We start from the raw sequence: 22,669 nt of genomic DNA on the forward strand, positions 1-22,669 counted from the left end.
ATATCGGAGACAACGTCGCCTTCTGCTTAACCGGCATAGACGACGAGCAGATCCTTGGCATCAATCTGGTCGCCAGCCTTGACCAGCACTTCCGAGATCGTTCCGCCCTTCTCCGCGTGCAGGGCCGTTTCCATCTTCATCGCCTCGATGGAGACGAGCACGTCGCCGGCACTGACTGCCTGTCCCGGCGAGACGAAGACGCGCGAGATGACGCCCGGCATCGGCGCACCGACATGGACCGCATTGCCGGCTTCCGCCTTGCGCCTGATAGCGGCACCCGACGCACCATGCGCCCGGTCCGGCACCTTGATGCGGCGTGGCTGGCCGTTGAGCTCGAAGAAGACAGTGACCATGCCCTGGCTGTCGGTCTGGCTCATCGCCTGATTGACGATGACGAGCGTCTTGCCCTTTTCGATATCGGCAAAGAGTTCCTCGCCATCCTTGAGGCCGTAGAAATAAGCGGGCGTCGGCAGCACCGAGACCGGGCCGTAGGTATCCGAAGCCAGCGCAAAATCGGTGAAGACCTTTGGATACATGAGGTAGGAGGCGAACTCGAAATCGCTCACCTCACGCTCGAGCTTGGTTTCGATCGCCTTGCGCTCCGCATCGAGATCAGCATCGTCAAGCAGAGAACCTGGACGCACGGTATAGGGCTGCTCGCCCTTCAGAGCTTTCTTCTGCAGCGCTTCCGGCCATCCCGACGGAGGCTGGCCGAGATCGCCCTTCAGCATCGAAACCACCGATTCCGGGAAAGAAACCTCCCTGTCCGGGCTGACGACGTCGGCAACCGTCAGATCTTGAGAGACCATCATCAGCGCCATGTCGCCGACAACCTTGGAGGACGGCGTCACCTTGACGATATCGCCGAACATCTGGTTGGCGTCGGCATAGGCCTGCGCCACCTGGTGCCAACGGGTTTCGAGACCGAGCGACCGGGCCTGTTCCTTGAGGTTGGTGAACTGACCACCCGGCATTTCGTGCAGGTAGACTTCCGATGCCGGCCCCTTCAGATCGCTCTCGAAGGCCGCATACTGATTGCGAACCGCTTCCCAATAGAAGGAGATGCGGCGGATCCATTCCGGATCGAGGCCCGGATCGCGCTTGGAGCCGCGCAGCGCCTCGACGATCGAGCCTAGGCAGGGCTGCGAGGTATTGCCCGAGAGCGCATCCATCGCCGCATCGACGGCATCGACGCCGGCATCCACGGCAGCAAGAACCGTGGCAGCAGCGATGCCCGACGTATCATGCGTATGGAAATGGATCGGCAGGCTGGTCGCTTCGCGCAGCGCCTTGAAGAGGACCTTGGCGGCGGCCGGCTTCAACAGGCCCGCCATGTCCTTCAGTGCGATGATATGCGCGCCGGCCTTTTCGAGCTGGACGGCAAGGTCCGTATAATATTTGAGGTCGTATTTCGGCCGGGCGGAATTGAGGATATCGCCCGTGTAGCAGATCGCCGCTTCGCAGAGCTTGTTTTCCTCGGCAACGGCGTCCATCGACACGCGCATGTTCTCCACCCAGTTCAGGCAGTCGAAGACGCGGAAGAGATCGATACCGCCTTTCGCAGCCTGGCGGACGAAATATTTCACGACGTTGTCAGGGTAGTTCTTGTAGCCGACGCCATTCGCTCCGCGCAGCAGCATTTGCAGCAGCAAGTTGGGAGCTGCCTCGCGGATCAGCCCCAGACGCTCCCACGGATCTTCCGTCAGGAAGCGCATGGAAACATCGAAGGTAGCCCCGCCCCAGCATTCCAGTGACAAGAGGTTCGGCAGCGCATGCGCATAAGTGCCGGCGATCCCGGCAATGTCATATGTGCGCATGCGGGTGGCGAGCAGCGACTGGTGTCCGTCGCGCATCGTCGTATCGGTCAGCAGCACCTGTTTCTGCTCGCGCATCCACTCGCCGAATTTCTTCGGGCCAAGCTGGTCGAGACGTTGCTTCGTACCATCGGGGATCTTGCCGCCATTGATATAGGGTACGACAGGCTTGGCGGCATCCTCTGATGGCCGCGGGCGATCCTTCGCTTCCGGGTGGCCGTTGACGGTGACGTCGGCGAGATAGGTGAGAAGCTTGGTGGCACGGTCCTGGCGCTTGACCTGCTGGAAGAGTTCCGGCGTCGTGTCGATGAAGCGTGTCGTGTAGGAATTATCCTTGAACTTCGGATGCGTAATGATCGCCTCGAGGAAGGTCAGGTTGGTGGCGACACCGCGGATGCGGAATTCGCGCAGCGCGCGGTCCATACGGGAAATGGCTTCCAGCGGATTGGGTGCCCAGGCGGTCACCTTGACAAGCAAAGGGTCGTAGTAGCGGGTGATGATCGCGCCGGTATAAGACGTGCCGCCGTCGAGGCGTATACCGAAACCCGATGCCGAACGGTAGGCGGTGATGCGGCCGTAATCCGGAATGAAATTATGCTCGGGGTCCTCTGTCGTGATGCGGCACTGCAGTGCATGGCCGTTGAGGCGGATATCCGCCTGCTTTGGTACGCCGGATTCCTCAGTGCCGATCGCAAATCCGTCGAGAATGTGGATCTGCGCCTTGACGATATCGATGCCGGTGACGACTTCGGTGACCGTATGCTCCACCTGGATGCGTGGATTGACTTCGATGAAGTAGAATTTGCCGGTGTCGGCATCCATCAGGTACTCGACGGTGCCGGCACCGACATAGCTCGTCGCCTCGGCGATCTTCAGCGAATAGGCGGCGAGTTCCTGTCGCTGTGCTTCCGAAAGATACGGCGCGGGCGCGCGCTCGACGACTTTCTGGTTACGGCGCTGGATGGAGCAGTCGCGCTCGAAGAGATGCACGACATTGCCGTGCGTATCACCCAGGATCTGGCTTTCGACATGACGAGCACGTTCCACCAGCTTTTCGAGATAGACCTCGTCCTTGCCGAAGGCGGCCATCGCTTCACGCTTGGCTTCCGTCACTTCGCGGGCGAGATCGGCTTCGGAGCGGATGACACGCATGCCACGACCGCCGCCGCCCCACGAGGCTTTCAGCATGACGGGATAGCCGATCGTGGCCGCCATGCGTGCGACCTCCGCCATATCGTCCGGCAGCGGCTCGGTCGCCGGAACGACCGGAACGCCGACGGAAATGGCAAGGTTTCGCGCCGCAACCTTGTTGCCGAGCTGGCGCATCGTTTCGGCCCTCGGGCCGATGAAAGTGATGCCTGCGGCATTGCAGGCATCGACGAATTCAGGGCTTTCCGAAAGCAGGCCGTAGCCGGGATGAATGGCGTCGGCACCGGAAAGCTTAGCGACGCGGATCACTTCGTCGATCGAAAGATAGCTTTCGATCGGCCCAAGATCGCGGGCGAGATGCGGGCCGCGGCCGACTTGATAGCTCTCGTCGGCCTTGAAACGATGCAGCGCCAGCTTGTCTTCCTCAGCCCATATCGCGACCGTTTTTATCCCGAGCTCGTTGGCCGCGCGGAAGACACGGATGGCGATTTCGGAACGGTTGGCGACAAGAATCTTCGATATGGGCAATGTACTCTCCTCAAAGCACGGAAACGGGCCATGCTGCACCCGCGAAGAGAATTCTTAACGTGCTGTTACAGAAAGTTCAATTTCCCTTGCCGTGACGAAATAGAATTTCTCTAGATCTCAGGTGATCAGCCCGTGCCGGAAAGCCAGAGCCACTGCCTGCTGCCGATTCTTGGCCTTCAGCTTGTCCTGCAGGCCGTTCATGTACCAGTCGACTGTGTGATTGGAGATCTTCAGATGCTTACTGATCTCCATCGAGGTCATGCCCTCGGCAAGATAATGCAGGATTTCCATTTCGCGCCTGGTCAACTGCGTATCGCTGATCGGCACCGTTTCCAGCGTCGCAGCCTCGCCCTGCATATCGAGCAGCCGCCAGAAGGCCTTGCGGGCGATCGCCTCGAAAAGCGAGATCTCCGGCGGCGAAAGCTCAATCGGCTTGCCGCCGACGCTGAGGCTGCCGAGGATGCCGTTTCGCCCATAGATCGGGAAGATATAGCCGTCTTCCAGCCCATGGCCGTAGGCATCGACCATCATCTGCTCCATGCGGCGTTGATGCGGGTCATCCCGGAAAGCCGCCATGCTGTCGCGCCAGCGGAAAGGCCGCTGCGCATGCGCAAGATACCGTACGGTCGGATCGACGAGCACGTATTTTTTCACCGCATAGATGTGCGACCATCTCTCCGGCCATCGGCTGGCCATAGTCACACCCCACGGGTTGTCTCCCTGCTTGGGATGACGAAGCAGACCGTAGAAATCGAATCCGCTCGCGCGGATCACCTTTTCGAGTTCGTCGAGCACACTTTGGCTATCGGAACTTTCCTCTAAAATGACAAGCAATTGAATTAAAGAATGAATTTGCACAAAATGCCCCTTGCCCGGACCAACGAGGCCGCCGGAGCAGGCCTGTTAACCCGCCGCTGAACGGTCTTTCCTAAAAATTGCAGTTCGCAAGTTGGATGGTGCGCTAGACGCTCCAGCGAATGCAAGCGCAAATTGTCGTGATGTATAGCTAAGCAACAATTTCAAAACCATGGTCACTTATCGCACTCTACGATCACAAATTTCGAAGCCGGATTCCAAACCCGAAGATCCTGTTAATCGTCGGTTCAGGTAGTTTTTTGTAGCATCGCACCATCCCGTTTTTCGCAGATGCAAAAAGAGGTTCCGACGTGTCGTTATTTAAGGTCTATGCAAGGGCTCTGCGCTATCTCGGCGCCTACAAGCTCCGCGTATCCCTCGTCGTTATCGCGAACATCGTATTGGCGGCCATCACCATTGCCGAGCCGATCCTGTTCGGCCGTATCATCGATGCGATTTCCGGCAAGGGCGAAGTCAAGCCAATCCTTATGATGTGGGCCGCCTTTGCGGTTTTCAATACCATCGCCTTCGTCCTCGTGGCACGCGAAGCAGACAGGCTGGCCCACGGCCGCCGCGCGACGCTTCTGACGGAGGCCTTCGGCCGCATCATCTCCATGCCGCTTTCCTGGCACCATCAGCGGGGTACGTCCAACGCGCTGCACACGCTGCTGCGCGCCTGCGAAACCCTGTTCGGCCTGTGGCTGGAGTTCATGCGCAACCATCTTTCGACAGTCATTGCGCTTGGCCTGCTCATCCCGACCGCGATATCCATGGATCTGCGTCTCTCCGCAGTCCTGATCGTGCTCGGCATCGCCTATTGGATCATCGGCCGCGTGGTCATGAGCCGCACGAAGGATGGCCAGGCTTCGGTCGAGAACCACTATCATACTGTCTTCGGTCACGTCAGCGATTCCATCAGCAACGTCTCGGTGCTGCATAGCTATAACCGTATCGATGCCGAAACGCGTGCGCTGAAGTCCTTCGCCGATCGCCTGCTGCAGGCGCAGTACCCGGTGCTCGACTGGTGGGCGCTTGCGAGCGCACTGAATCGCATGGCCTCCACGATCGCCATGATGATCGTGCTCGTCATCGGTACCGTGCTGGTCCAGAACGGCGAACTGCGTGTCGGCGACGTCATTGCCTTCATCGGCTTCGCTAACCTGCTGATCGCCCGCCTGGACCTGATGCGCCAGTTCGCCACGCAGATCTTCGAGGCCCGTTCGAAACTGGAAGACTTCTATAATCTGGAAGATTCCGTCCGCGAACGCGAAGAGCCGGCCGGCAACGGCGAGATCAAGGACGTCAAGGGCGACGTCGAGTTCAACGACGTCTCCTTCGGCTTCGCCAACAGCTCGCAGGGCCTGCACAACGTCTCCTTCAAAGTGAAGGCCGGCCAGACGGTTGCGATCGTCGGTCCGACCGGCGCCGGCAAGACGACGCTCGTCAATCTGCTGCAGCGTGTCTACGATCCGCAGGGCGGCCAGATCCTCGTCGACGGCACCGATATCAGCAAGGTCACGCGCAAGTCGCTTCGCCGCTATATCGCCACCGTCTTCCAGGATGCCGGCCTGCTCAATCGCTCGATTAGCGACAACATCCGCCTCGGCCGCGAGAACGCGTCTGAAGAGGATATGCGTCGCGCCGCCGAAGCCGCCGCCGCGTCCGACTTCATCGAGAACCGCGACGAGCAGTACGACACCCATGTCGGCGAACGTGGCAACAAGCTCTCCGGCGGCGAACGCCAGCGTATCGCGATCGCCCGCGCCATTCTCAAGGATGCGCCGATCCTGGTGCTGGACGAGGCGACCTCCGCGCTCGACGTCGAGACGGAAGCCCGCGTCAAGGCCGCGATCGACAACCTGCGCCAGAACCGCACCACCTTCATCATCGCCCACCGTCTCTCGACGGTCCGCGAGGCGGATATGGTGCTGTTCCTCGACAACGGCCGCATTGTCGAGCACGGCAGCTTCGACGAGCTCAGCCACTCCAACGGCCGCTTCGCTGCTCTGCTGCGCGCCAGCGGCATCCTGACGGACGATGAAGTCCGCAAGGCCCACACGACCGAAGCTGCCTGATCGGCTTCGCAAGGACACGACGAAAGGCCGGAAGGGCATCGCTCTTCCGGCCTTTTTGTTGCGTGGATTCCCTGTGAAACGCTGTGGGCAGACCCGCTTGTCATCGTCCTCGGTAGGGATAGATCTGTAGAACCTCTAAGCCGCTTCTGCATAGACCAGGTCAGGTGCAAGGATCCATTCGCCCTGTTTGAGCGACATGACATCAAGCCTGCCGCGGCCATCCCTGGCGGCGATGCCGACAAACCGATAGCGGCCACCGTTCCGGTCGATGACCACGGCAGAAATCGGTTTACCGCGAAGATGACCGACAACAGGGCCGTCTGCCTTCGCGGCATCAAGCACGAAATATTCGTGAGGAACGTTGCGACTAACCATCACGCGCGACCTCGCTCCGGCCGACATCCATCTTTGTCCCTGCCTTCATTGCGGCATCCGGGCGATTGGCCTCGGCCGGAACCGGCTTGCGGCAGAACTGTTTCGTCTTCTTGATCTCGGTAATGAATGGCTTTCGCTGCGGCCTCATAACTTGTCCTTTCGGTTTGAAATGCGTGTCACGCAAAGATGCATTCCACCTGTCCAAGTGGTCCGAAATCAGCCGCCATATGCTGGCCGGGCCAAACCTGAAGAATGGTCGTGCACGATCCCGTCGCAACGATATCGTTGGCCTGAAGCTGCCTGCCGTTCGCCGAAAGCTGGCCTGCCAGCCAGACGACGGCATTGAGCGGATTGCCCATGACCGATGCGGATGTCCCCGAAAAGACCATCTGCTTGAACAGGAAGGTCGTAATATCGATGCCGGCAAGATCGGCTGATGCCAGCGCCCCGGTATGATCACCGCAGAGGGTTGCGACATGCAGGCCGAAGTCGGCGATCGCTGCGTGGTCTCCCGTGAAGACCCGCCGCGTGCGCCGGCCGAGAATGCCGACGGCCGGGCGGCAATCGAGCACGGCTTCAGCAGCACTGTCGAGGTTGATCGGCTCTCCGATATCCGGATAGGACCGCAGCATCGTGAAAACCAGCTCACACTGGACACCGATAGTGCCTGGCGGCAGCCGGAATTCCTTCGTGCCGGCAAGAAGTGCAGAACCGGGAATTTCGGAATAGATCGGCCTTGCGAGACCGAGGATGTGGCGCGATTCCTCGCTCGTGCCGACAAGCACGTAGCCCTTGCGCTCGAAACCCAGCGCATCCTGTGCGATCGCCTGGATGTCATAAGCCTCGCGTTCGGAGGAGATCAGGTCAAGGGGAAGATCGCAGAGTTCATTATGCCGACGGCTCCTGGCGAGGATATCGGCTGTGGCGTCCTTGAGTTCGAAGTACATCTTCGTGCTCCCTATCATTGGCATTGCCTCAGGAAGCCAAAATGGAGCCAGGCGCGTAACCGTTCCATTCGTGATGAACAGCTAAAAAATCAAAATCTCATAGTGATCCCGGAGGTTTGCCCTCGCGCTTCCACCTGGAGCAACTGCGTCAAGGCGTAGCCATCCACGCTCGGCGAAAAGAAAAAAGCCGGCGGCCTCTTCGACCGCCAGCTTAATATTGTTTGAGGAAGCCGGCCTATTTGCGCTTGCCCTGACCGTAGGAATCCGCCGCCCGGTTGACACGGACCGGTACCGGAATGGCGCCGCCGGCAAGAGGCCGGGTCTTTTCCTGTTCGCGTTTGTATTCAAGATAATAGGCATAGGCGAACTGGGCGGCGATACCGGCAAGCACGAAGATCGGGCCGATGATCTGGTCTCGATTGGTGATGTAGAGCAGCACTTGCCCGGCCATTGCAAGGATGGTGCCGGCGACGAAGATATTGAGCGAGTGCCGGCCGAGGATCGTCAGCGGATGATCGGCCGGGCGGCGGAAAGCCTGCGATACCGCCGGAATATTGATCACCAGATAGGCGAGCGCCAGCACGTGCATAAGACGCGGCAGCGACAGGAAGGTTTTGTCGAAACCGGTGAGCACTACCGGCAGGCCGAGCGCCGCAAGATAGTTTCCGAGATCCCAGAGACGGGCTGTCACCCAGATGAAGGAGAGCACGACATAGCTGAGTGCGAGCGCGAAAAGCAGCGGATGGCGGGGAAGCGTGCCGCCGCGCTTGACATGCATCATCGACACGATGCCGATCGTGAACAGGAACTGCCAGGAGAAGGGATTGAGGAACCAGTCTCCTTCAAACAGCATGTTCTGCGGCGCAATCTGATAGACGCCCGCAAGCAGCCAAACGGTGCCGGAAACGACTAGCGCCAACAGCGTGCTCTTCTCGTTCAGAAGCAGGATCAGCGGCACCATCAACATCAGCGCGCCGTACATCGGCAGAATGTTGTTGTAGCCGATCTGGTGGCCGAGCAGCAGCAGTGCGGGAATGCCCTCCTTCAGGTTCATCAGCACCGCCAGAATATTGATCTCGACCAGTAGCCCCGGCCGATGGAACAGCCAAGCGCCGCAGATAAAGAGCGCCAGCGTCACGAAGGTGGTGATCATATGAGCGAGATAAAGCGTGAAGGCGCGCTTTGCCGCCTTGATCGCCATTTCCAGCCGTCTGCCCGCCTTGAAGCGCGAACCATAAGCAAGACCGACTGCAATGCCCGAGATCAGCACGAAGGCTTCGGCGGCATCGGAAAAGCCGAAATTCTTCGTCGTGATATATTCGAAGATTTGCCCTGGGACGTGATTGATGAAGATCGTGATCAGGGCAAGACCACGAATCACATCGAGCCTCGTATCACGCTTCGACGCCGCTACTGATATGGAACTTCGTTGGGCGCCAATGGCTTTGGTCGGCATACCTGCCATGGTGTCTCTCCTGTTATCCGTTTTGCAAACGCTACGCCGGCCAAAAGGGTTCCCCTTTGGCCGCGCGAATCGCCGGAAAATCAGCTTGGAGATTGCTGTTATCCGACCGGATATCCCTCGTGGGGATTGGCGACTTCGCTGCCGTTTATAGACAGAGTGTAGCCTTCAGCATTGGACGCTTTTGAGACCGAAATGCGGTATTTGCTTCCGCCGCGCTTGATCTCTGCCGCAAACCCGTCCCAATTGGAAGGGAGCGACGGGTTCACAAAAAGTTGTCCACCCTTTAGCCGGATACCGAGGATGCCTTCTACCGCCGCGCGGTAGAGCCAGCCGGCCGAACCCGTGTACCAGGTCCAGCCGCCACGCCCGATATAGGGATCGTCGCCGTAGACATCGGCCGCTACGACGTAGGGCTCTACGCGGTACCGTTCGGCCGCCGCCTTATTCAGCGAATGGGTGATCGGATTGAGGATTTGGAAGCAACGCAGCGCGTCGTCCCCCCGTTTCAAATTTGCCAGTGCCATGACCACCCAAGTCGAGGCATGTGTGTATTGGCCACCGTTCTCGCGAACGCCGGGCGGATAGGCCTTGATATAGCCCGGATCCTTTGACGACTTCTCGAAAGGCGGCGTGAAGAGGCGGATGACCCGCGCCTCCTCATCCACCAACTGGGCGAGCACCGCATCCATCGCTTTGGCGGCCCGCTCCGAATCGCCTTCGCCCGAGAGCACACTCCAGGACTGGGCGATCGAATCGATCTGGCATTCCAGGTTTTCCTTCGATCCGAGCGGCGTGCCGTCATCGAATGTGCCGCGACGATAATAACCGCCATCCCACGCAGCGCTTTCGAGCGCCCTCTTGAGTTCGGTGAGGTGGGTCCTCCAGCGTTCGGCACGAGCCTTGTCGCCCCGTTCTTCGGCATATGGGACGAAAGAGCGCAGTGTGCCGGCAAGGAACCAGCCGAGCCAGACGCTCGTGCCCTGGCCGCCGATGCCGACTCGGTTCATGCCGTCATTCCAGTCGCCGCCGAGGAAGAGCGGCAGGCCGTTTGTGCCCTTGCGGGCAATGGCGAGATCGAGCGCCAGGGCCGCATGTTCGTAGACGCTTGCCGTATCCTCGGACATCTCCGGCTTGGAGAAGGAGTCGTGCTGACCTTCCAGCAGCGCCGGGCCTTCAAGAAAGGGAAGCTGCTCGTCAAGCACGCTCCTGTCGCCACTGACGCTGCAATAATGATCGATCGCATAAGCGAGCCATACAACGTCGTCGGAAATCATGGTGCGCACGCCGGCGCCCGTTCCCGGCAGCCACCAGTGCTGCACGTCGCCTTCGCGGAACTGACGCGAGGCGGCGTTGACGATCTGGCGCCGCGCAAGCGCAGGTTCCTGCAGCACAAAGGCGAGCGTATCCTGCAATTGGTCGCGGAAGCCGAAGGCACCGCTCGCCTGATAGAAGGCGGTGCGGGCCATGATGCGGCAGCCGAGGCTTTGATAGGGCAGCCAGGTATTGACGAGATTGTTCATGCCCTGATCCGGCGTCGAAATCTGCAGCTTGCCGGTGAATTCCTGCCAGAAGCCCTGGTTCGCCTGCACCGCCTCATCGAACGAGCCCTTTCGAATATCGGCAAGCAAGGCGCGCGCGGCCTCTTCCGTCGGCGCATCCCCCAGGAAGAAGGTGACGTCGCGCTCTTCGTCGGCGCCGAGCTCGATATCGATCGCAAGGATCGCTGCTGGATCGCCGTCGAGGTCCGTGGAGCCGGAAAGAGCCGCCGCTGCTGTCACAGCGAAAGGCGCCTCAATCGTCCCGGTTTTGCCAAGAAACTCACGACGACTTGCTGAGAAACTCGAAACCGTTTCGCTCGCGGCGAAGAAGGCGGTACGGCCCGAATAATCGATGCTGTAGAGGTTCGTAGCAAACAGCGCCCCTGTCTCCTCGTCGTGTTTCGACAAGATGAAGGAGGCAGTCTTCTGCGGATTATTCCCAAGGACCCATTCGACATAAGCGTAGAGCCGAAGCTTGCGGCTTTCCGAGCCTGTATTGCGCAACCGCAGGCGCTGCAGCTTCACCGGCTTCTCGCGACACACCGTCTGCGTCACTTCCAGCGCAATTTCATGTTGCATGCTGGAGAAAGTGGAATAGCCGAGACCATGCCGCGCTTCAAAGCGAATGTCGTTGCGACGGGAAAGCGTTGCAAATGGCGTCATGACCGCCCCGCTTTCGAGATCCGCTATGTAGAGGGCTTCGCCGGAACGGTTGATGACTGCATCGTTCGACCAGGAGGTGAGCTGATAATCGCGCGAATTGACGCTCCAGGTGAAACCCGCACCTTCCGCCGACACATGGAAGCCGAACTGGTCGTTCGAGATGACGTTGATCCATGGCTGTGGCGTCGCCCGCCCGCCCGGCAGACGTGTGACATATTCACGGCCGTCGCGGCTAAAGCCACCGATGCCATTCCAGAAGTCGAGATCGCCTTCCTCCTCAATGGCGACGGTCTTGATAGCCGGGGCCGGCAGGGGCGGTATGCGCTTGACCGGCATCCCCGCGCGTTCGGTCTTTTCCGTCTCCTCAAGCTCTTCCTTGCCGAGCGCAAACAGCATGAGGGTGCGGTTGATCTGATCGACCACCTTGCCGTTCCTGGCATGCAGCGTCACCCGCGAGGCAGCAATCAGTGCCTGATAGGTGCTCTCTTCCATCAAGTCCCTGCGGACCGCAAAGATGTGCTGGCGCAGGCCGTCAGCCTGGCCCATGCGGCGCACGTTTTCGCACATCGCGTCGAGCGCATGCTGCATATCCTGCACATAGGAAGAGGCCCGTTCGTTCATGATGACGAGATCGGCGGTCACGCCGCGCGAGCGCAGATATTCCTGCGCCAGCAACGCCTCGCGGGCAATCTCGAGATCCATGTCGTCATCGATGCGCAGCGTGAAGATCGGGAAATCGCCCGAAATTGCCAACGGCCAGAGCGCCGACTGCGACTGCATGCCGGTCCGGACGACCATGTGATCGCCGCGAAGCTGCATGTCCGGATAGACAAGATAACGACCGAGATGCTGGAAGGCGGCCGCCTGCTGCGAGCTGACGCCGACATGGCGCATCTGCGCCTGTGTGCGCGTCCAGGCTTGAACGAGTTCGTGGTTGAAAGCATCCGGATGGCGATAGCGGTCGACGGCCTTGTCCACCTCGGCACGATCAGGCGCCGCGATTGTCCAGAAGATCACGCTGACCTTCTTTCCGGTCGGAACGCGGACAGTACGACGCAGCGACAGGACGGGATCCAGCGTGAAACCATCAGTGCCTGAAAGCGCCGCACCTGGATCGAACGCGGCAGCGTTCGCCAGGCTGCGACCGCGGCCGAGGAACTTGCGCCGCTCGGTTTCGAATTCGGTGTGGCGCGCATCGCCGGCATTGTCGACGATCAGATGTGCGATGCTCATGGCCGCTTCGTTCGGGTCGCGCTTGTTGCGCCAGGCGCGGATAGCGTCGCCGCGCTTGTCGATCTCCGTCCGCACGAACATTCGGGCGAAAGCCGGATGTGCATTGTCCATGTCGTCCGATGCGATCACCGGTTCGAGATAGGAAGTCACTTCGATGAAGCGATCTTCCGCGCCCATATTGAACAGCGTCAGGCGGCGGGCTTCCGCATCATGTTCGGTGGCGACGATGCATTCGACCTCGCTCGTGAGCTCGCCAAGCACCTTGCTGAAGACGGCCTTCTCGTCAGCAAATTCCACCCTGACCGTTTCGCCTTCAACGCTCTTCGGTTCCGCCGTCGCCGACCACCACTCATTGGTCGCCATGTCGCGCAGGAAGATGAAGTTGCCCCAGCGATCCTCGGTCGGATCGGGCTTCCAGCGGGAGACGGAAAGACCGTTCCAGCGGGCATAACCCGCGCCCGTCGCCGTCAGCATCAGGGAATAATGACCGTTCGACAGGAAGACGAGCTCGCGGTCGCGCGATGCCGGATCGGCAAGCTTGCGGATGACCGGACGCATGAGTTCGTCCTGGATGGCGGCGGGTGTAACGGATTCGTCCTTGCCGCTCATGACCGGGATGTCGCGCGGCGCCTTTTCCTGCAGCAGCAGTTCGGCCGCTTCGATGACCGGATCCGAGTGGAAGAGCTCGCGCAACAGCCCGTCGAAAGCGACGTTGGCGACAGCCGCAATCGACATGCCGTGATGGTGCGCATAGTAGTTATAGACGACCACACATTTCTTGCCCTCAGGCACTCGTGTCGGCGTGAAATCGACGGCATCATGAAAACCGAACTTGCCGAGAGCACCGAGCTTGCGAAGCTTCTGCAGGTTTTCGAGCGCCGCCGCCGGATAATACTGGCTGGCGAGCAGCGAGGCATAGGGCGCGATGACGGCATTGTGGCCGAGACCGCGCTTCAGGCCGAGCGTCGGCACACCGAAGTTCGTGTATTGATAGTTGAGGTTATGGTCGCGGGCATTGAAAGCCGCTTCCGAGATGCCCCAGGGCGTACCGAGCTTGCGGGCATGGTTCATCTGCTCGACGATGACGAGATTGTTGGTCTGGTTGAGAATGCCGCCGCCGCGCTCCTGCATGACGAGCGGGGCCATCAGATATTCGAACATCGAACCGGACCAGGAAACCAGCGCGCCACGCGAACCGACCGGCACGACCTGGCGGCCAAGCTTGTACCAATGCTCCGTCGGCAGGTCACCTTTGGCGATGCCGAAGAGTGAGGTCAGGCGGCATTCGGACGCGAGAAGGTCGTAGCAGGCAGCATCCAGTTCGCCGCTTTCCACACGGTAGCCGATCGACAGCAGGCGACGCTCCGAACGGAACAGAAAGCCGAAATCCATCGAAAAGGCGAGATCGCGCGCCTTGTCGCGAAGTGCGACGAGGCGCGGACGCAAGGCATCGATATTGGAAAGGTCGAAGGTACTATCGGAGATATGTGCCTCGCAGACCTTGACGAGCGAAGCCGCCCACAACGTGACCTCTTCCGTCTGCTTCGACTTCACCTCATGATGCAGGTTGCCGGCGAGGTTCTGAATGTCGCGCGCCAGGACCGCGAGGTTGATGACACGGATCGAGGCAAACTCGTGCTCGCGCTTGACCGCGGCAAGCGCGTTCTGGAAGCCGGCGATGCGCTCTTCCAGACGGCGGCGCAGCGGCCGCACGGTCTTGCGGTCGTCAGGCAGGTCGTCCAACACTTCACCGAGAATGCCGGCCGTATCACCGACACCGTCGAGATTGCCCTGGACATGTGCCGAGGGCGCCTCCGCCCAGTCGCGGCAGGCTGAGGAAATGGCAATCAGGTGACCGGCGAGATTACCGCTGTCGACCGCCGAAACATAGCGAGGCCCCAGCGTCTGCAGCGTATCGGTGTGATACCAGTTGAAGAGATGGCCGCGGAACTTTTCCATGCGGTCGACCGTGGCGACCGTCTGCTCCAGGCGCTCGATCGTCTCCTCGAAGGAGAACCATCCGAAATAGCGGCCGGAAATGACGGACAGGAGATAGACGCCAATATTTGTGGGCGAAGTGCGCGTCGCCACGATGACATGCGGCGTTTCCTGCACGTTGTCGGGCGGCAGATAGTTCTGCTCCTCCGTCGTGAAGGTTTCGAAGTATCGCCAGGTGCGACGCGCGACCTTTCGCAACTCGTCGGAGACGTCATCCGGCACGTCGAGACGATCTTCCGTCTCGGCCGACTGGCTTACATACCAGGCGACGGCTGGTGACAGGATCCAGAGGAGCGCGAAGGGAATACCAACGAGGAAGGCGTCGTCGCCTGACAGCGCCGCAAAACCTATCGCCAGGACCGCGAGGACCGGCGCATGCCACATCGCTTCGTAATAGGAAAGAATGGTGCCCTGCTTGCCGGCCTGGACGCTGGCCGCAGTACGCCACTGGAGCATCAGCCTGTGGCTGACGAACAGGCGGTATAGCGAACGGCTGATCGCATCCGCCATCATGCAGGCAGAGTCGGCGATGAAGATGATGCGCAGCGCCACCTGAGCATTGGCAGCCGTGATATCCGACCAGACGGTATGGAGATGAGCGCTGGCGACGATATCGCTGCTGCGCGGAATGATGCCGCTGACGAGCGACAGGGTGGGCGCCACGAACAGGCAGGAGATCAGCAGGATCTGCCAGATCAGCGCGCCGAACGGCTCCATCAGATACCAGCCGAGCACGGAAGCGAAGAACCAGGCGATCGGTGTCAGCGACCGGCGCAAATTATCGAACATCTTCCAGCGGCCGAGCGCGGTGACGCCGTATTTCGGATTGAGCATATAGGGCAGGAGCTGCCAGTCGCCGCGAGCCCAGCGATGCTGCCGCGAGGTCTCGACCTCATAGCGGACCGGGAAATCTTCGACGAGTTCGAGATCGGTGACGAGCGCGCAGCGCGCCATCGACCCCTCGAGAAGGTCGTGGCTGAGCACCGAATTCTCTGCGATGCGGCCTTTCAGCGAAGCCTCGAAAGCATCGACATGATAGAGGCCCTTGCCGGTGAACGTGCCCTCGCCGGCAAGATCCTGATAGACATCCGAAACCGTGAAAACATACGGGTCGAGACCGCGGTTGATCGAAAAGACGCGCTGGAAGACCGACGCATCCTTGCCCGTCGTCAGCGACGGCGTCACGCGCGGCTGCAGAATACCATAACCGCTTTCGACTCGACCAGTTTCCGGGTTGATGACCGGCCGGTTGATCGGGTGATGGAGCTTGCCGACGAGTTTGGTGACGGTATCACGCATGAGGCGGGTATCGGCATCGAGCGTCATGACGTATTTGATATCGGCAGGCACGGTATTGGCGCCTGGCAGGTAGGTCGTGTCGCGGTCGCCGCGCAGCAGCAGGTTCAGCTCGTGCAACTTGCCGCGCTTGCGCTCCCAGCCCATCCATACACCCTCGGACGGATTGTAGAGGCGGCGGCGATGCAGGAGATGGAAGCGCGTCCCGCCGTTATAGGCATAACGAGCTGAGAGATTGGCAACTTCACGGCGTGCATATTCCAGCACGTCCAGATCGGAAGAGCTTTCCTCCACATCGCTGTCCGGCCAATCGCTGAGCAGTGCAAAATGGATTTCGCCGTGCGGATTGGCGAGATAATGAACCTCGAGATTGCGCACCATCTCGTCAACGCTGTCACGATCGGAAATCAGACAAGGCACGACGACGAGCGTGCGCGCATCGTCAGGGATACCCCGCTTGAACTCGTAACCGACGAGCCGCGCCGGCGTGACGAAGAAGGACAGCACGGTATTGAAGAGGCCATTTGCACCTTCCGACGCCGGCAGCGAGAATAGGATGAGCAGCAGGGCGATTTCGATCGACGCCATGCCGGCAATGGCCATGAACCCGCCGACAACAGCCATGGCGATGATCGTGATCAGCACGACCGGAACGGCGATCGCCATCCAATTGAACTTGCGGACGGCGCGGAAGACGTGCTGCGCCAGCGTTGGACGGTAATCCGCGCGCGCTTCGAACTTCAGGCGTTGAGCGCCTGTAATGAAGCCGCCGATATCAGGCTCATGCGGCTGCGCCTCGTCGGAATGCCTGACCTCAGCCACCATGTCGACGGCGAGTTGGGCGATTTGCACCTCGCTCAGCGGCGAGCGTCTGGCAAGCTTTTCGATCTGCCTGCGATAGCTGTTGCGCGAACCGGGATCGAGATCACCGTAGTCGGACTTGTCCCAGAGCAACCTGTCGACATGGCTGACCTGCTCGATCCAGACCGACCACTCCGTATCGTTGATCTCGCGTAGGCTGCGGATGATATTGCCCGTTGTGACATTGCCGGCAGAGAGGCGGCTATGCTCCGCCATCGTCACTTCTTCGCTGTCACGCCCGAGCCGCTCCAGCCGCTGGTCCAACCAGGAGATCGCCATGCTCGAAGTCTGCGAACCATCACGCATGCGGTAGAGGAATTGCGTCGAGAAAGTATTGTCCTCGGCAAGTTCCTCCAGCGTCCTCAGATAGGCGGCAGCCTTTGCGGTGTCGGCTAAGCGAACCAGTACGTCGGCGGCCTCATTGGCGCGGCGGCGCATGCCGCGGCTGCGCTCGACTCGGCTCGAAATACGGCGGAGGTTTTCGACCAGCACGTAGCGCACCAGAGACGGCAGCGCCCAGAGCTCGCCAATTCTCAGTGTCTCATGCTGCTGGAAGCCATCGACGAGCGCCGTCAGGCTTTCCTGCGAGATGGTGCTGTGGGTATGGGCGACATAGAGCCAGGCCAGTACGAGCGTGCGCGGAACTTCGGCATCGCCGATATCAGTCAAAGGCAGTTCGCGATAGAAGCGGCGCGGGAAATCACGACGGACTTCCTGGATAGCTTCTTCGACGATGTAATGATTGTCGAGCAGCCATTCGGCGGCTGGCGTGATCCTCCCCCCGGCCTCGGCGTCGGCCGCTGTCGTGCGGTAGACGCGCAGGATTTCCTTCTCGTTCTCCCTGTGGCGCGCGAAGAAATCGAACGGTGCGAAGCCTGGCAACTCGTTCACCGTACGGCAGGCGACGCTTTCACCCATTGCCCTGATGTCCTCATTGGACAGATAGGTTGAGCGGATCGAATCACTGTGGTCGATCTGCTTCTTCTCAGGCTCGCGCGGTAGGCTCGGAGACGGATTGGCAATGGACATAGGTTCGGTTCTGGATCCAAACGACATTGTTGAATGTGGGCGGGCTTTCTACATTGCTTATGATGCCTCTCGCATGAACGGACCGATCCTCGCCGACGGCCGGAAAACCAAGATAAACGAGCGGTCCGAGAGCGTTGCAGCAAGGGAGCGACCCCATTCAGCCGTGACTTTGCGATGGTCACGGGTGCCCGATACCCTCCCCGCAAGGCCATTCGGGAAAGTTGGACAGGCTTGCGATAATTCAAGTCGTGAGACCTGTTTCCAGAGCGCCATACGCCCATGCGGACGCACTAAGGACGCCCTAGCTCTTTGAATCTACGCATCAGGCTTTCCGTAAGTCGCCCGACCCACAGGCATGAAAAGCCGCATGGATGACGTCCATGCGGCTGGACGGCCTTATCAGCGCCTCACGCCTAATTTCGGGGATGAGCTGGATTTCGCGGAACAGGTGAAGATGGATGATGGCCGGGATCGGGATACCCAGCGACCACAGCAGGATGCCTCTCATGACCATTCTCCAAGTCGAACACCAAAGTGTCAGGAGAATGCCGCTGCATCCCAATTGTTCCAGATAGGGAAATGATCGATCAGGCGAGCGCCATCAGGTAGCGCCCGGAACGAGCCGTCTCAGCCGACGACGCCGAAAACCATTGCGACGACGAAAAGGAATGCCGCCGTGAAAATCGTTGCATGGATCGCGGTCTGAATCTTGTGCCGCGTGGTGACCGGCTTCTTGGCCGATACGGATCCGTACTGGTTCACATGAGTATGCGAAATACCCAGATTTGCCATGTGTCGCCTCCGTCTGTTTGTTTTTGCGGCCGGACAGCCAGCTCGCATTTATTTTCTTACATTCTCTATAAGGTAGGTAGAGATAAATTTCCGTCCAGAGCAGACGAAAGAGAAAATCCACCCAGGCTTCTGCTCAGCAGAGCGTGCGCCACGCCCAAATCCAGGAACGCTCTGCAGCGTTGTCGCCCTGGGGTGTGTTGGGGGATGTTTCGATCAACCGGCGATCCTTTTCCGCCGGGATAGTAACGGAGGCGGTTTCCCTCCGCTCGGCCTTAACAGGTGGATCGAGGTAACCCATGGTCATCCCACCGAGAAAGAACATGCCTCAACCTCCATCGATCACGAAAGCTAACGGTCGTTAACGCGATCATGACAGAACTAAGGCAGCTGTCAATAGTCTAGTCGAATGGTCGTGTTTTAGGAAACCATTATCCTTAACGTCGACGCGGTGCGAGATTTTTCAAAGGTTTGAAAACATTGGCTTTCAAGCCTTTACGAAACCCTTGCTCGCGATCATCAAATTTCGCGTGTACTCTTCGTGAACACTGCCGGCGGCAAGTTCAGCCGATGTCAGCCGTTCAACGACGGCACCGCCACGCATCACAGCAAGCCTCCCACACATATGGGTGATGACACCGAGATCATGGCTGACCATGACGAAGGTTAGGTTCCGGTCGCGGCGGATCTGTTCGAGAAGGTTGAGAACTTCGGCCTGCACGGAGGCATCGAGCGCCGATGTCGGCTCATCGAGCAACAGGATCGACGGTTCGACGATCAGTGCGCGGGCAATCGCCACACGCTGCCGCTGGCCGCCGGAAAGCTGATGCGGATAGCGGAAGCGGAAGCCATTGCCGAGCCCGACCTCGTCGAGCGCGCGGGCAATGCGCTTCTCGCTATCACCTATGCCATGGATCGCCAGCGGTTCTAGAAGCAGCCGGTCGACGGTTTGGCGAGGATGCAGCGAGCCGTAGGGGTCTTGAAACACCATCTGGACGCTTCGGTAAAAGTTCCTGCTGCGCTTTACACCCTTCAGAACCTCGCCGTGAACGCGGACGATACCCTCGCTGACGGGCGCGAGCCCTGCAACGGCTCGCAGCAACGTCGACTTGCCCGAGCCGGACTCACCGACGAGCCCGAAGGATTCGCCACTTTCGATGGAGACACTCACATCCTTCAGCGCATAAAAATGGTCGTAGACGACACCGAGATGGTCTGCAGATAGCGCTGTACTCATGCAGCCCACTCCGGTTTGCGGTCGAGGACGGGCAGCGGATGCCTGTTTTCACCGATCTGCGGCATGCAGTTGAGCAGCCCCTGCGTATAGGGATGCTTCGCGTTGCGAAGCTCGGATGCGGCGATCTCTTCGACGATCCGGCCGGCATACATGACGATGACGCGGTCGCAGAAGGAGGAGACCAGCCTCAGATCGTGGGAGACGAAGATCAACCCCATGCCGCGTTCGGACACCAGCCGGTCCATGATCCTGAGCACGTCGAGCTGGACCGTAACGTCGAGGGCCGAGGTAGGCTCGTCGGCAATCAGCAATTCCGGCCCAGCGATCAGCATCATGGCGATCATCGCGCGCTGGCCCATGCCGCCCGAAACCTCGTGCGGATAGAGATCGAAGACCCGATGGGGGTCGCGGATCTGCACTGCTTCCAGCATGGAAAGCGCACGGTCGCGCGCCTCACCCTTGCCAACCTTCTCATGCGTGCGCAGCGTTTCGCAGATCTGCTTGCCGATGGTCATGACCGGATCGAGCGAATATTTCGGATCCTGCAGGATCATGGCGATGCGCTTGCCGCGCAGCCTGCGCCGTTCGACAGCCGAAGCCTTCAGAAGATCGATGCCGCTGAAATTCAATGTGTCGGCGGTAACGATGCCGTGCTTTGGCGTCAGGCCCATAATGGCGCGGCCGGTCTGCGATTTGCCGGAGCCGGATTCGCCGACGATACCAAGTCGCTCCTTGCCGAGCGTGAACGAAACGCCGCGTACGGCTTCGATCACACCGGTGCGGGTCGGATAGCTGACTCGCAGGTTTTTCACAGTCAGAAGCGAACTCATTGGCCGGCCTCCTTCGGATCGAGCGCATCGCGCAGGCCGTCACCCAGAAGGTTGAAGCCGAGGCTGACGACGAGGATGGCGATGCCGGGCATGGCCGCGACCCACCATTGGTCGAGGATGAAACGGCGGCCGGAGGCAATCATCGCCCCCCATTCCGGCAGCGGCGGCTGGGCACCGAGACCGAGGAAGCCAAGGCCGGCAGCGGTCAGGATGATGCCCGCCATGTCGAGGGTTACACGAACGATCAGCGAGGACATGCAGAGCGGCATGACGTGCCGCACGATGATCCGCAACGGCGAGGCGCCCATCAGTTTAACCGCCGATATGTAATCGGAGCGGCGAACCGTCAGCGTCTCGGCGCGGGCGATGCGCGCATAGGGCGGCCAGGACGTGATGGCAATGGCGATGATGGCGTTCTGGATGCCCGGTCCAAGCGCTGCGACGAAGGCGAGCGCCAGAACCAGCTTCGGAAAGGCAAGGAAGATATCGGTGATGCGCATCAGCGTCGCATCCACCCATCCGCCGGCATAACCCGACACCGTACCGACAATGAGGCCGACCGGTGCCGAGATGATGGCGACCAGCACGACAACGAGCAGCGTCAGCCGCGAACCGTAAACGAGGCGCGAGAAGATATCGCGGCCCTGATCATCGGTGCCGAGCAGATAGCCGGCGCTACCGGGCGGCAGTAAGCGGGCATTCTTGAGATCGCCGACAACGGGATTGTGAGTGGCGATGACATTGGCAAAGGCAGCAATCAGCAGCAGCGCCACGATGATGAGCAGGCCGACGACGGCGAGCCGGTTCGCGGTAAACTGCCGCCACGTGACATAGGCGCGGCCGAGCCGGGCCTGCATGCGCGACTGAGGGCGGTCGGACAGCAGCCACTCGCGGCGGCTGATCGGCGTGGAAGGAACCGTCATCGGTTGCGCGTCCTCGGGTCGAGTATCCGATAAAGAAGATCGGAAATGAGATTGATGCCGACAAAGACCGTGCCGATAACGATCGTGCCGCCAAGCACGGCGTTCATATCGGCACTCTGCAGCGAATTGGTGATGTAGAGGCCTATACCAGGCCAGGAAAAAACCGTCTCCGTCAGCACCGAGCCTTCAAGCAGGCCGGCATAGGAGAGTGCGATGACGGTCACCAGCGGCACCGCCGCATTTCTCAGCGCATGGCCCCAGATCACCCGCGTTTCCGAAAGCCCCTTGGCGCGGGCCGCCACCACATATTCCTGCGACAGCTCGTTCAGCATGAAGCTGCGGGTCATGCGGCTGATATAGGCGAGCGAAAAATAACCGAGCAGGCAGGCCGGCAGGATGATGTGGCGGAAGACATCATAAAAGACATCCCACTGCCCCTGCCACGCACTGTCGAGAAGATAGAAGCCGGTGACCGGCGTAAAACTGTATTCGTAGACGATATCGATGCGGCCGGGGAAAGCCACCCAGCGCAGTTGCGCATAGAAGATGACGAGGGAGATCAGTGCCAGCCAGAAGATCGGCACCGAATAACCGACAAGGCCGATGACGCGGACGACCTGGTCGGCAATGCTGCCACGGCGCACAGCGGCCAGCACGCCGAGTGGCACGCCGATGACCGATCCGATGATCGTGCCGACGGTCGCAAGCTCCAGCGTCGCCGGAAAGACACGGCGAATATCAACCATGACCGGATTGGTGGTCAGGACTGAAGTACCGAAATCGCCGGAAAGGATGCCTTTCAGGTAAATATAGAACTGTTCGTAGAGCGGCAGGTCGAAGCCCATCTCGCGGCGCACGCGCTCCACGACATGGCTCGGTGCGCGGTCGCCGAGAATGGCGAGCACGGGATCGATCGGCACGACGCGGCCGATGAAGAAGGTGACGGCCAGAAGGCCGAGATAGGTGGTGACGGCGGCGAAGAGGAAGCGCCCCAGCGCCTTTGCAAAGGAGAGTGCACGGCCCTTGCGGGGCCGCGCCTCCTGTCTTGTTTCGACGATGCTCAC

General features: G+C 60.1%; 15 protein-coding genes. 1 reads left to right on the plus strand and 14 read right to left on the minus strand.

What is annotated here, in order from left to right:
* Positions 1-26: 26 nt before the first annotated feature.
* Both pyc and FHT82_RS20425 read right to left on the minus strand, forming a co-directional pair.
* Complete coding sequence (gene pyc / locus FHT82_RS20420; RefSeq protein WP_183734506.1) at positions 27-3,491, minus strand: pyruvate carboxylase; 3,465 nt, start codon at positions 3,489-3,491, stop codon at positions 27-29.
* A 117-nt stretch (positions 3,492-3,608) separates the two neighbouring features.
* Positions 3,609-4,349: a LuxR family transcriptional regulator gene (locus FHT82_RS20425; RefSeq protein ID WP_183734507.1), complete on the minus strand. Its 741-nt coding sequence runs from the start codon at positions 4,347-4,349 to the stop codon at positions 3,609-3,611.
* 308 nt (positions 4,350-4,657) lie between these two features.
* Here FHT82_RS20425 and FHT82_RS20430 point away from each other — a divergent pair, with 308 nt between their 5' ends.
* Positions 4,658-6,421 (plus strand): glucan ABC transporter ATP-binding protein/ permease, encoded by a 1,764-nt coding sequence (locus FHT82_RS20430; RefSeq protein WP_183734508.1) that lies wholly within the window; start codon positions 4,658-4,660, stop codon positions 6,419-6,421.
* Between the two features lie 135 nt (positions 6,422-6,556).
* On the opposite strand, the gene FHT82_RS20435 is transcribed toward FHT82_RS20430, so the two are convergent.
* The 12 genes from FHT82_RS20435 to FHT82_RS20490 all read right to left on the minus strand — a co-directional run bounded on the left by FHT82_RS20435 (position 6,557) and on the right by FHT82_RS20490 (position 22,669).
* Positions 6,557-6,796, minus strand: a complete 240-nt coding sequence (locus FHT82_RS20435; protein WP_183734509.1) for a hypothetical protein — start codon at positions 6,794-6,796, stop codon at positions 6,557-6,559.
* Positions 6,789-6,944, minus strand: coding sequence for a hypothetical protein (locus FHT82_RS20440; protein WP_183734510.1), 156 nt, complete (start codon positions 6,942-6,944; stop codon positions 6,789-6,791). The genes FHT82_RS20435 and FHT82_RS20440 overlap by 8 nt, the downstream gene beginning before the upstream one ends.
* A 28-nt stretch (positions 6,945-6,972) precedes the next feature.
* A complete protein-coding gene (locus FHT82_RS20445) occupies positions 6,973-7,743 on the minus strand; it encodes a hydratase (RefSeq protein WP_183734511.1) in 771 nt (256 codons plus the stop codon).
* A 235-nt stretch (positions 7,744-7,978) separates the two neighbouring features.
* Positions 7,979-9,208 carry an OpgC domain-containing protein gene (opgC, locus tag FHT82_RS20450; RefSeq protein WP_183734512.1) on the minus strand — a complete coding sequence of 410 codons (1,230 nt, stop codon included), beginning with the start codon at positions 9,206-9,208 and terminating at the stop codon, positions 7,979-7,981.
* 98 nt (positions 9,209-9,306) lie between these two features.
* On the minus strand, positions 9,307-17,826 hold the full coding sequence (locus FHT82_RS20455; RefSeq protein ID WP_183734513.1) for a glucoamylase family protein: 8,520 nt from the start codon (positions 17,824-17,826) through the stop codon (positions 9,307-9,309).
* Positions 17,827-18,148: 322 nt separating this feature from the next.
* Positions 18,149-18,334, minus strand: coding sequence for a hypothetical protein (locus FHT82_RS20460; RefSeq protein WP_183734660.1), 186 nt, complete (start codon positions 18,332-18,334; stop codon positions 18,149-18,151).
* Positions 18,335-18,453: 119 nt separating this feature from the next.
* Complete coding sequence (locus FHT82_RS20465; RefSeq protein WP_183734514.1) at positions 18,454-18,618, minus strand: hypothetical protein; 165 nt, start codon at positions 18,616-18,618, stop codon at positions 18,454-18,456.
* Between the two features lie 133 nt (positions 18,619-18,751).
* Positions 18,752-18,940, minus strand: coding sequence for a hypothetical protein (locus FHT82_RS20470; RefSeq protein ID WP_183734515.1), 189 nt, complete (start codon positions 18,938-18,940; stop codon positions 18,752-18,754).
* A gap of 162 nt (positions 18,941-19,102) precedes the next feature.
* Positions 19,103-19,852 carry an ABC transporter ATP-binding protein gene (locus FHT82_RS20475; protein ID WP_183734516.1) on the minus strand — a complete coding sequence of 250 codons (750 nt, stop codon included), beginning with the start codon at positions 19,850-19,852 and terminating at the stop codon, positions 19,103-19,105.
* Entirely contained in the window at positions 19,849-20,682 is an 834-nt protein-coding gene (locus FHT82_RS20480) for an ABC transporter ATP-binding protein (RefSeq protein ID WP_183734517.1), read from the minus strand. The genes FHT82_RS20475 and FHT82_RS20480 overlap by 4 nt, the downstream gene beginning before the upstream one ends.
* The gene (locus FHT82_RS20485; protein ID WP_183734518.1) at positions 20,679-21,605 is read right to left on the minus strand and encodes an ABC transporter permease; all 927 of its coding nucleotides are present in this window, start codon (positions 21,603-21,605) and stop codon (positions 20,679-20,681) included. The genes FHT82_RS20480 and FHT82_RS20485 overlap by 4 nt, the downstream gene beginning before the upstream one ends.
* The gene (locus tag FHT82_RS20490) at positions 21,602-22,669 is read right to left on the minus strand and encodes an ABC transporter permease (protein WP_183734519.1); all 1,068 of its coding nucleotides are present in this window, start codon (positions 22,667-22,669) and stop codon (positions 21,602-21,604) included. Before FHT82_RS20490 ends, FHT82_RS20485 begins: the two co-directional genes overlap by 4 nt.

This window comes from Rhizobium sp. BK275, assembly GCF_014193555.1.
Classification (GTDB): Bacteria; Pseudomonadota; Alphaproteobacteria; order Rhizobiales; family Rhizobiaceae; genus Rhizobium.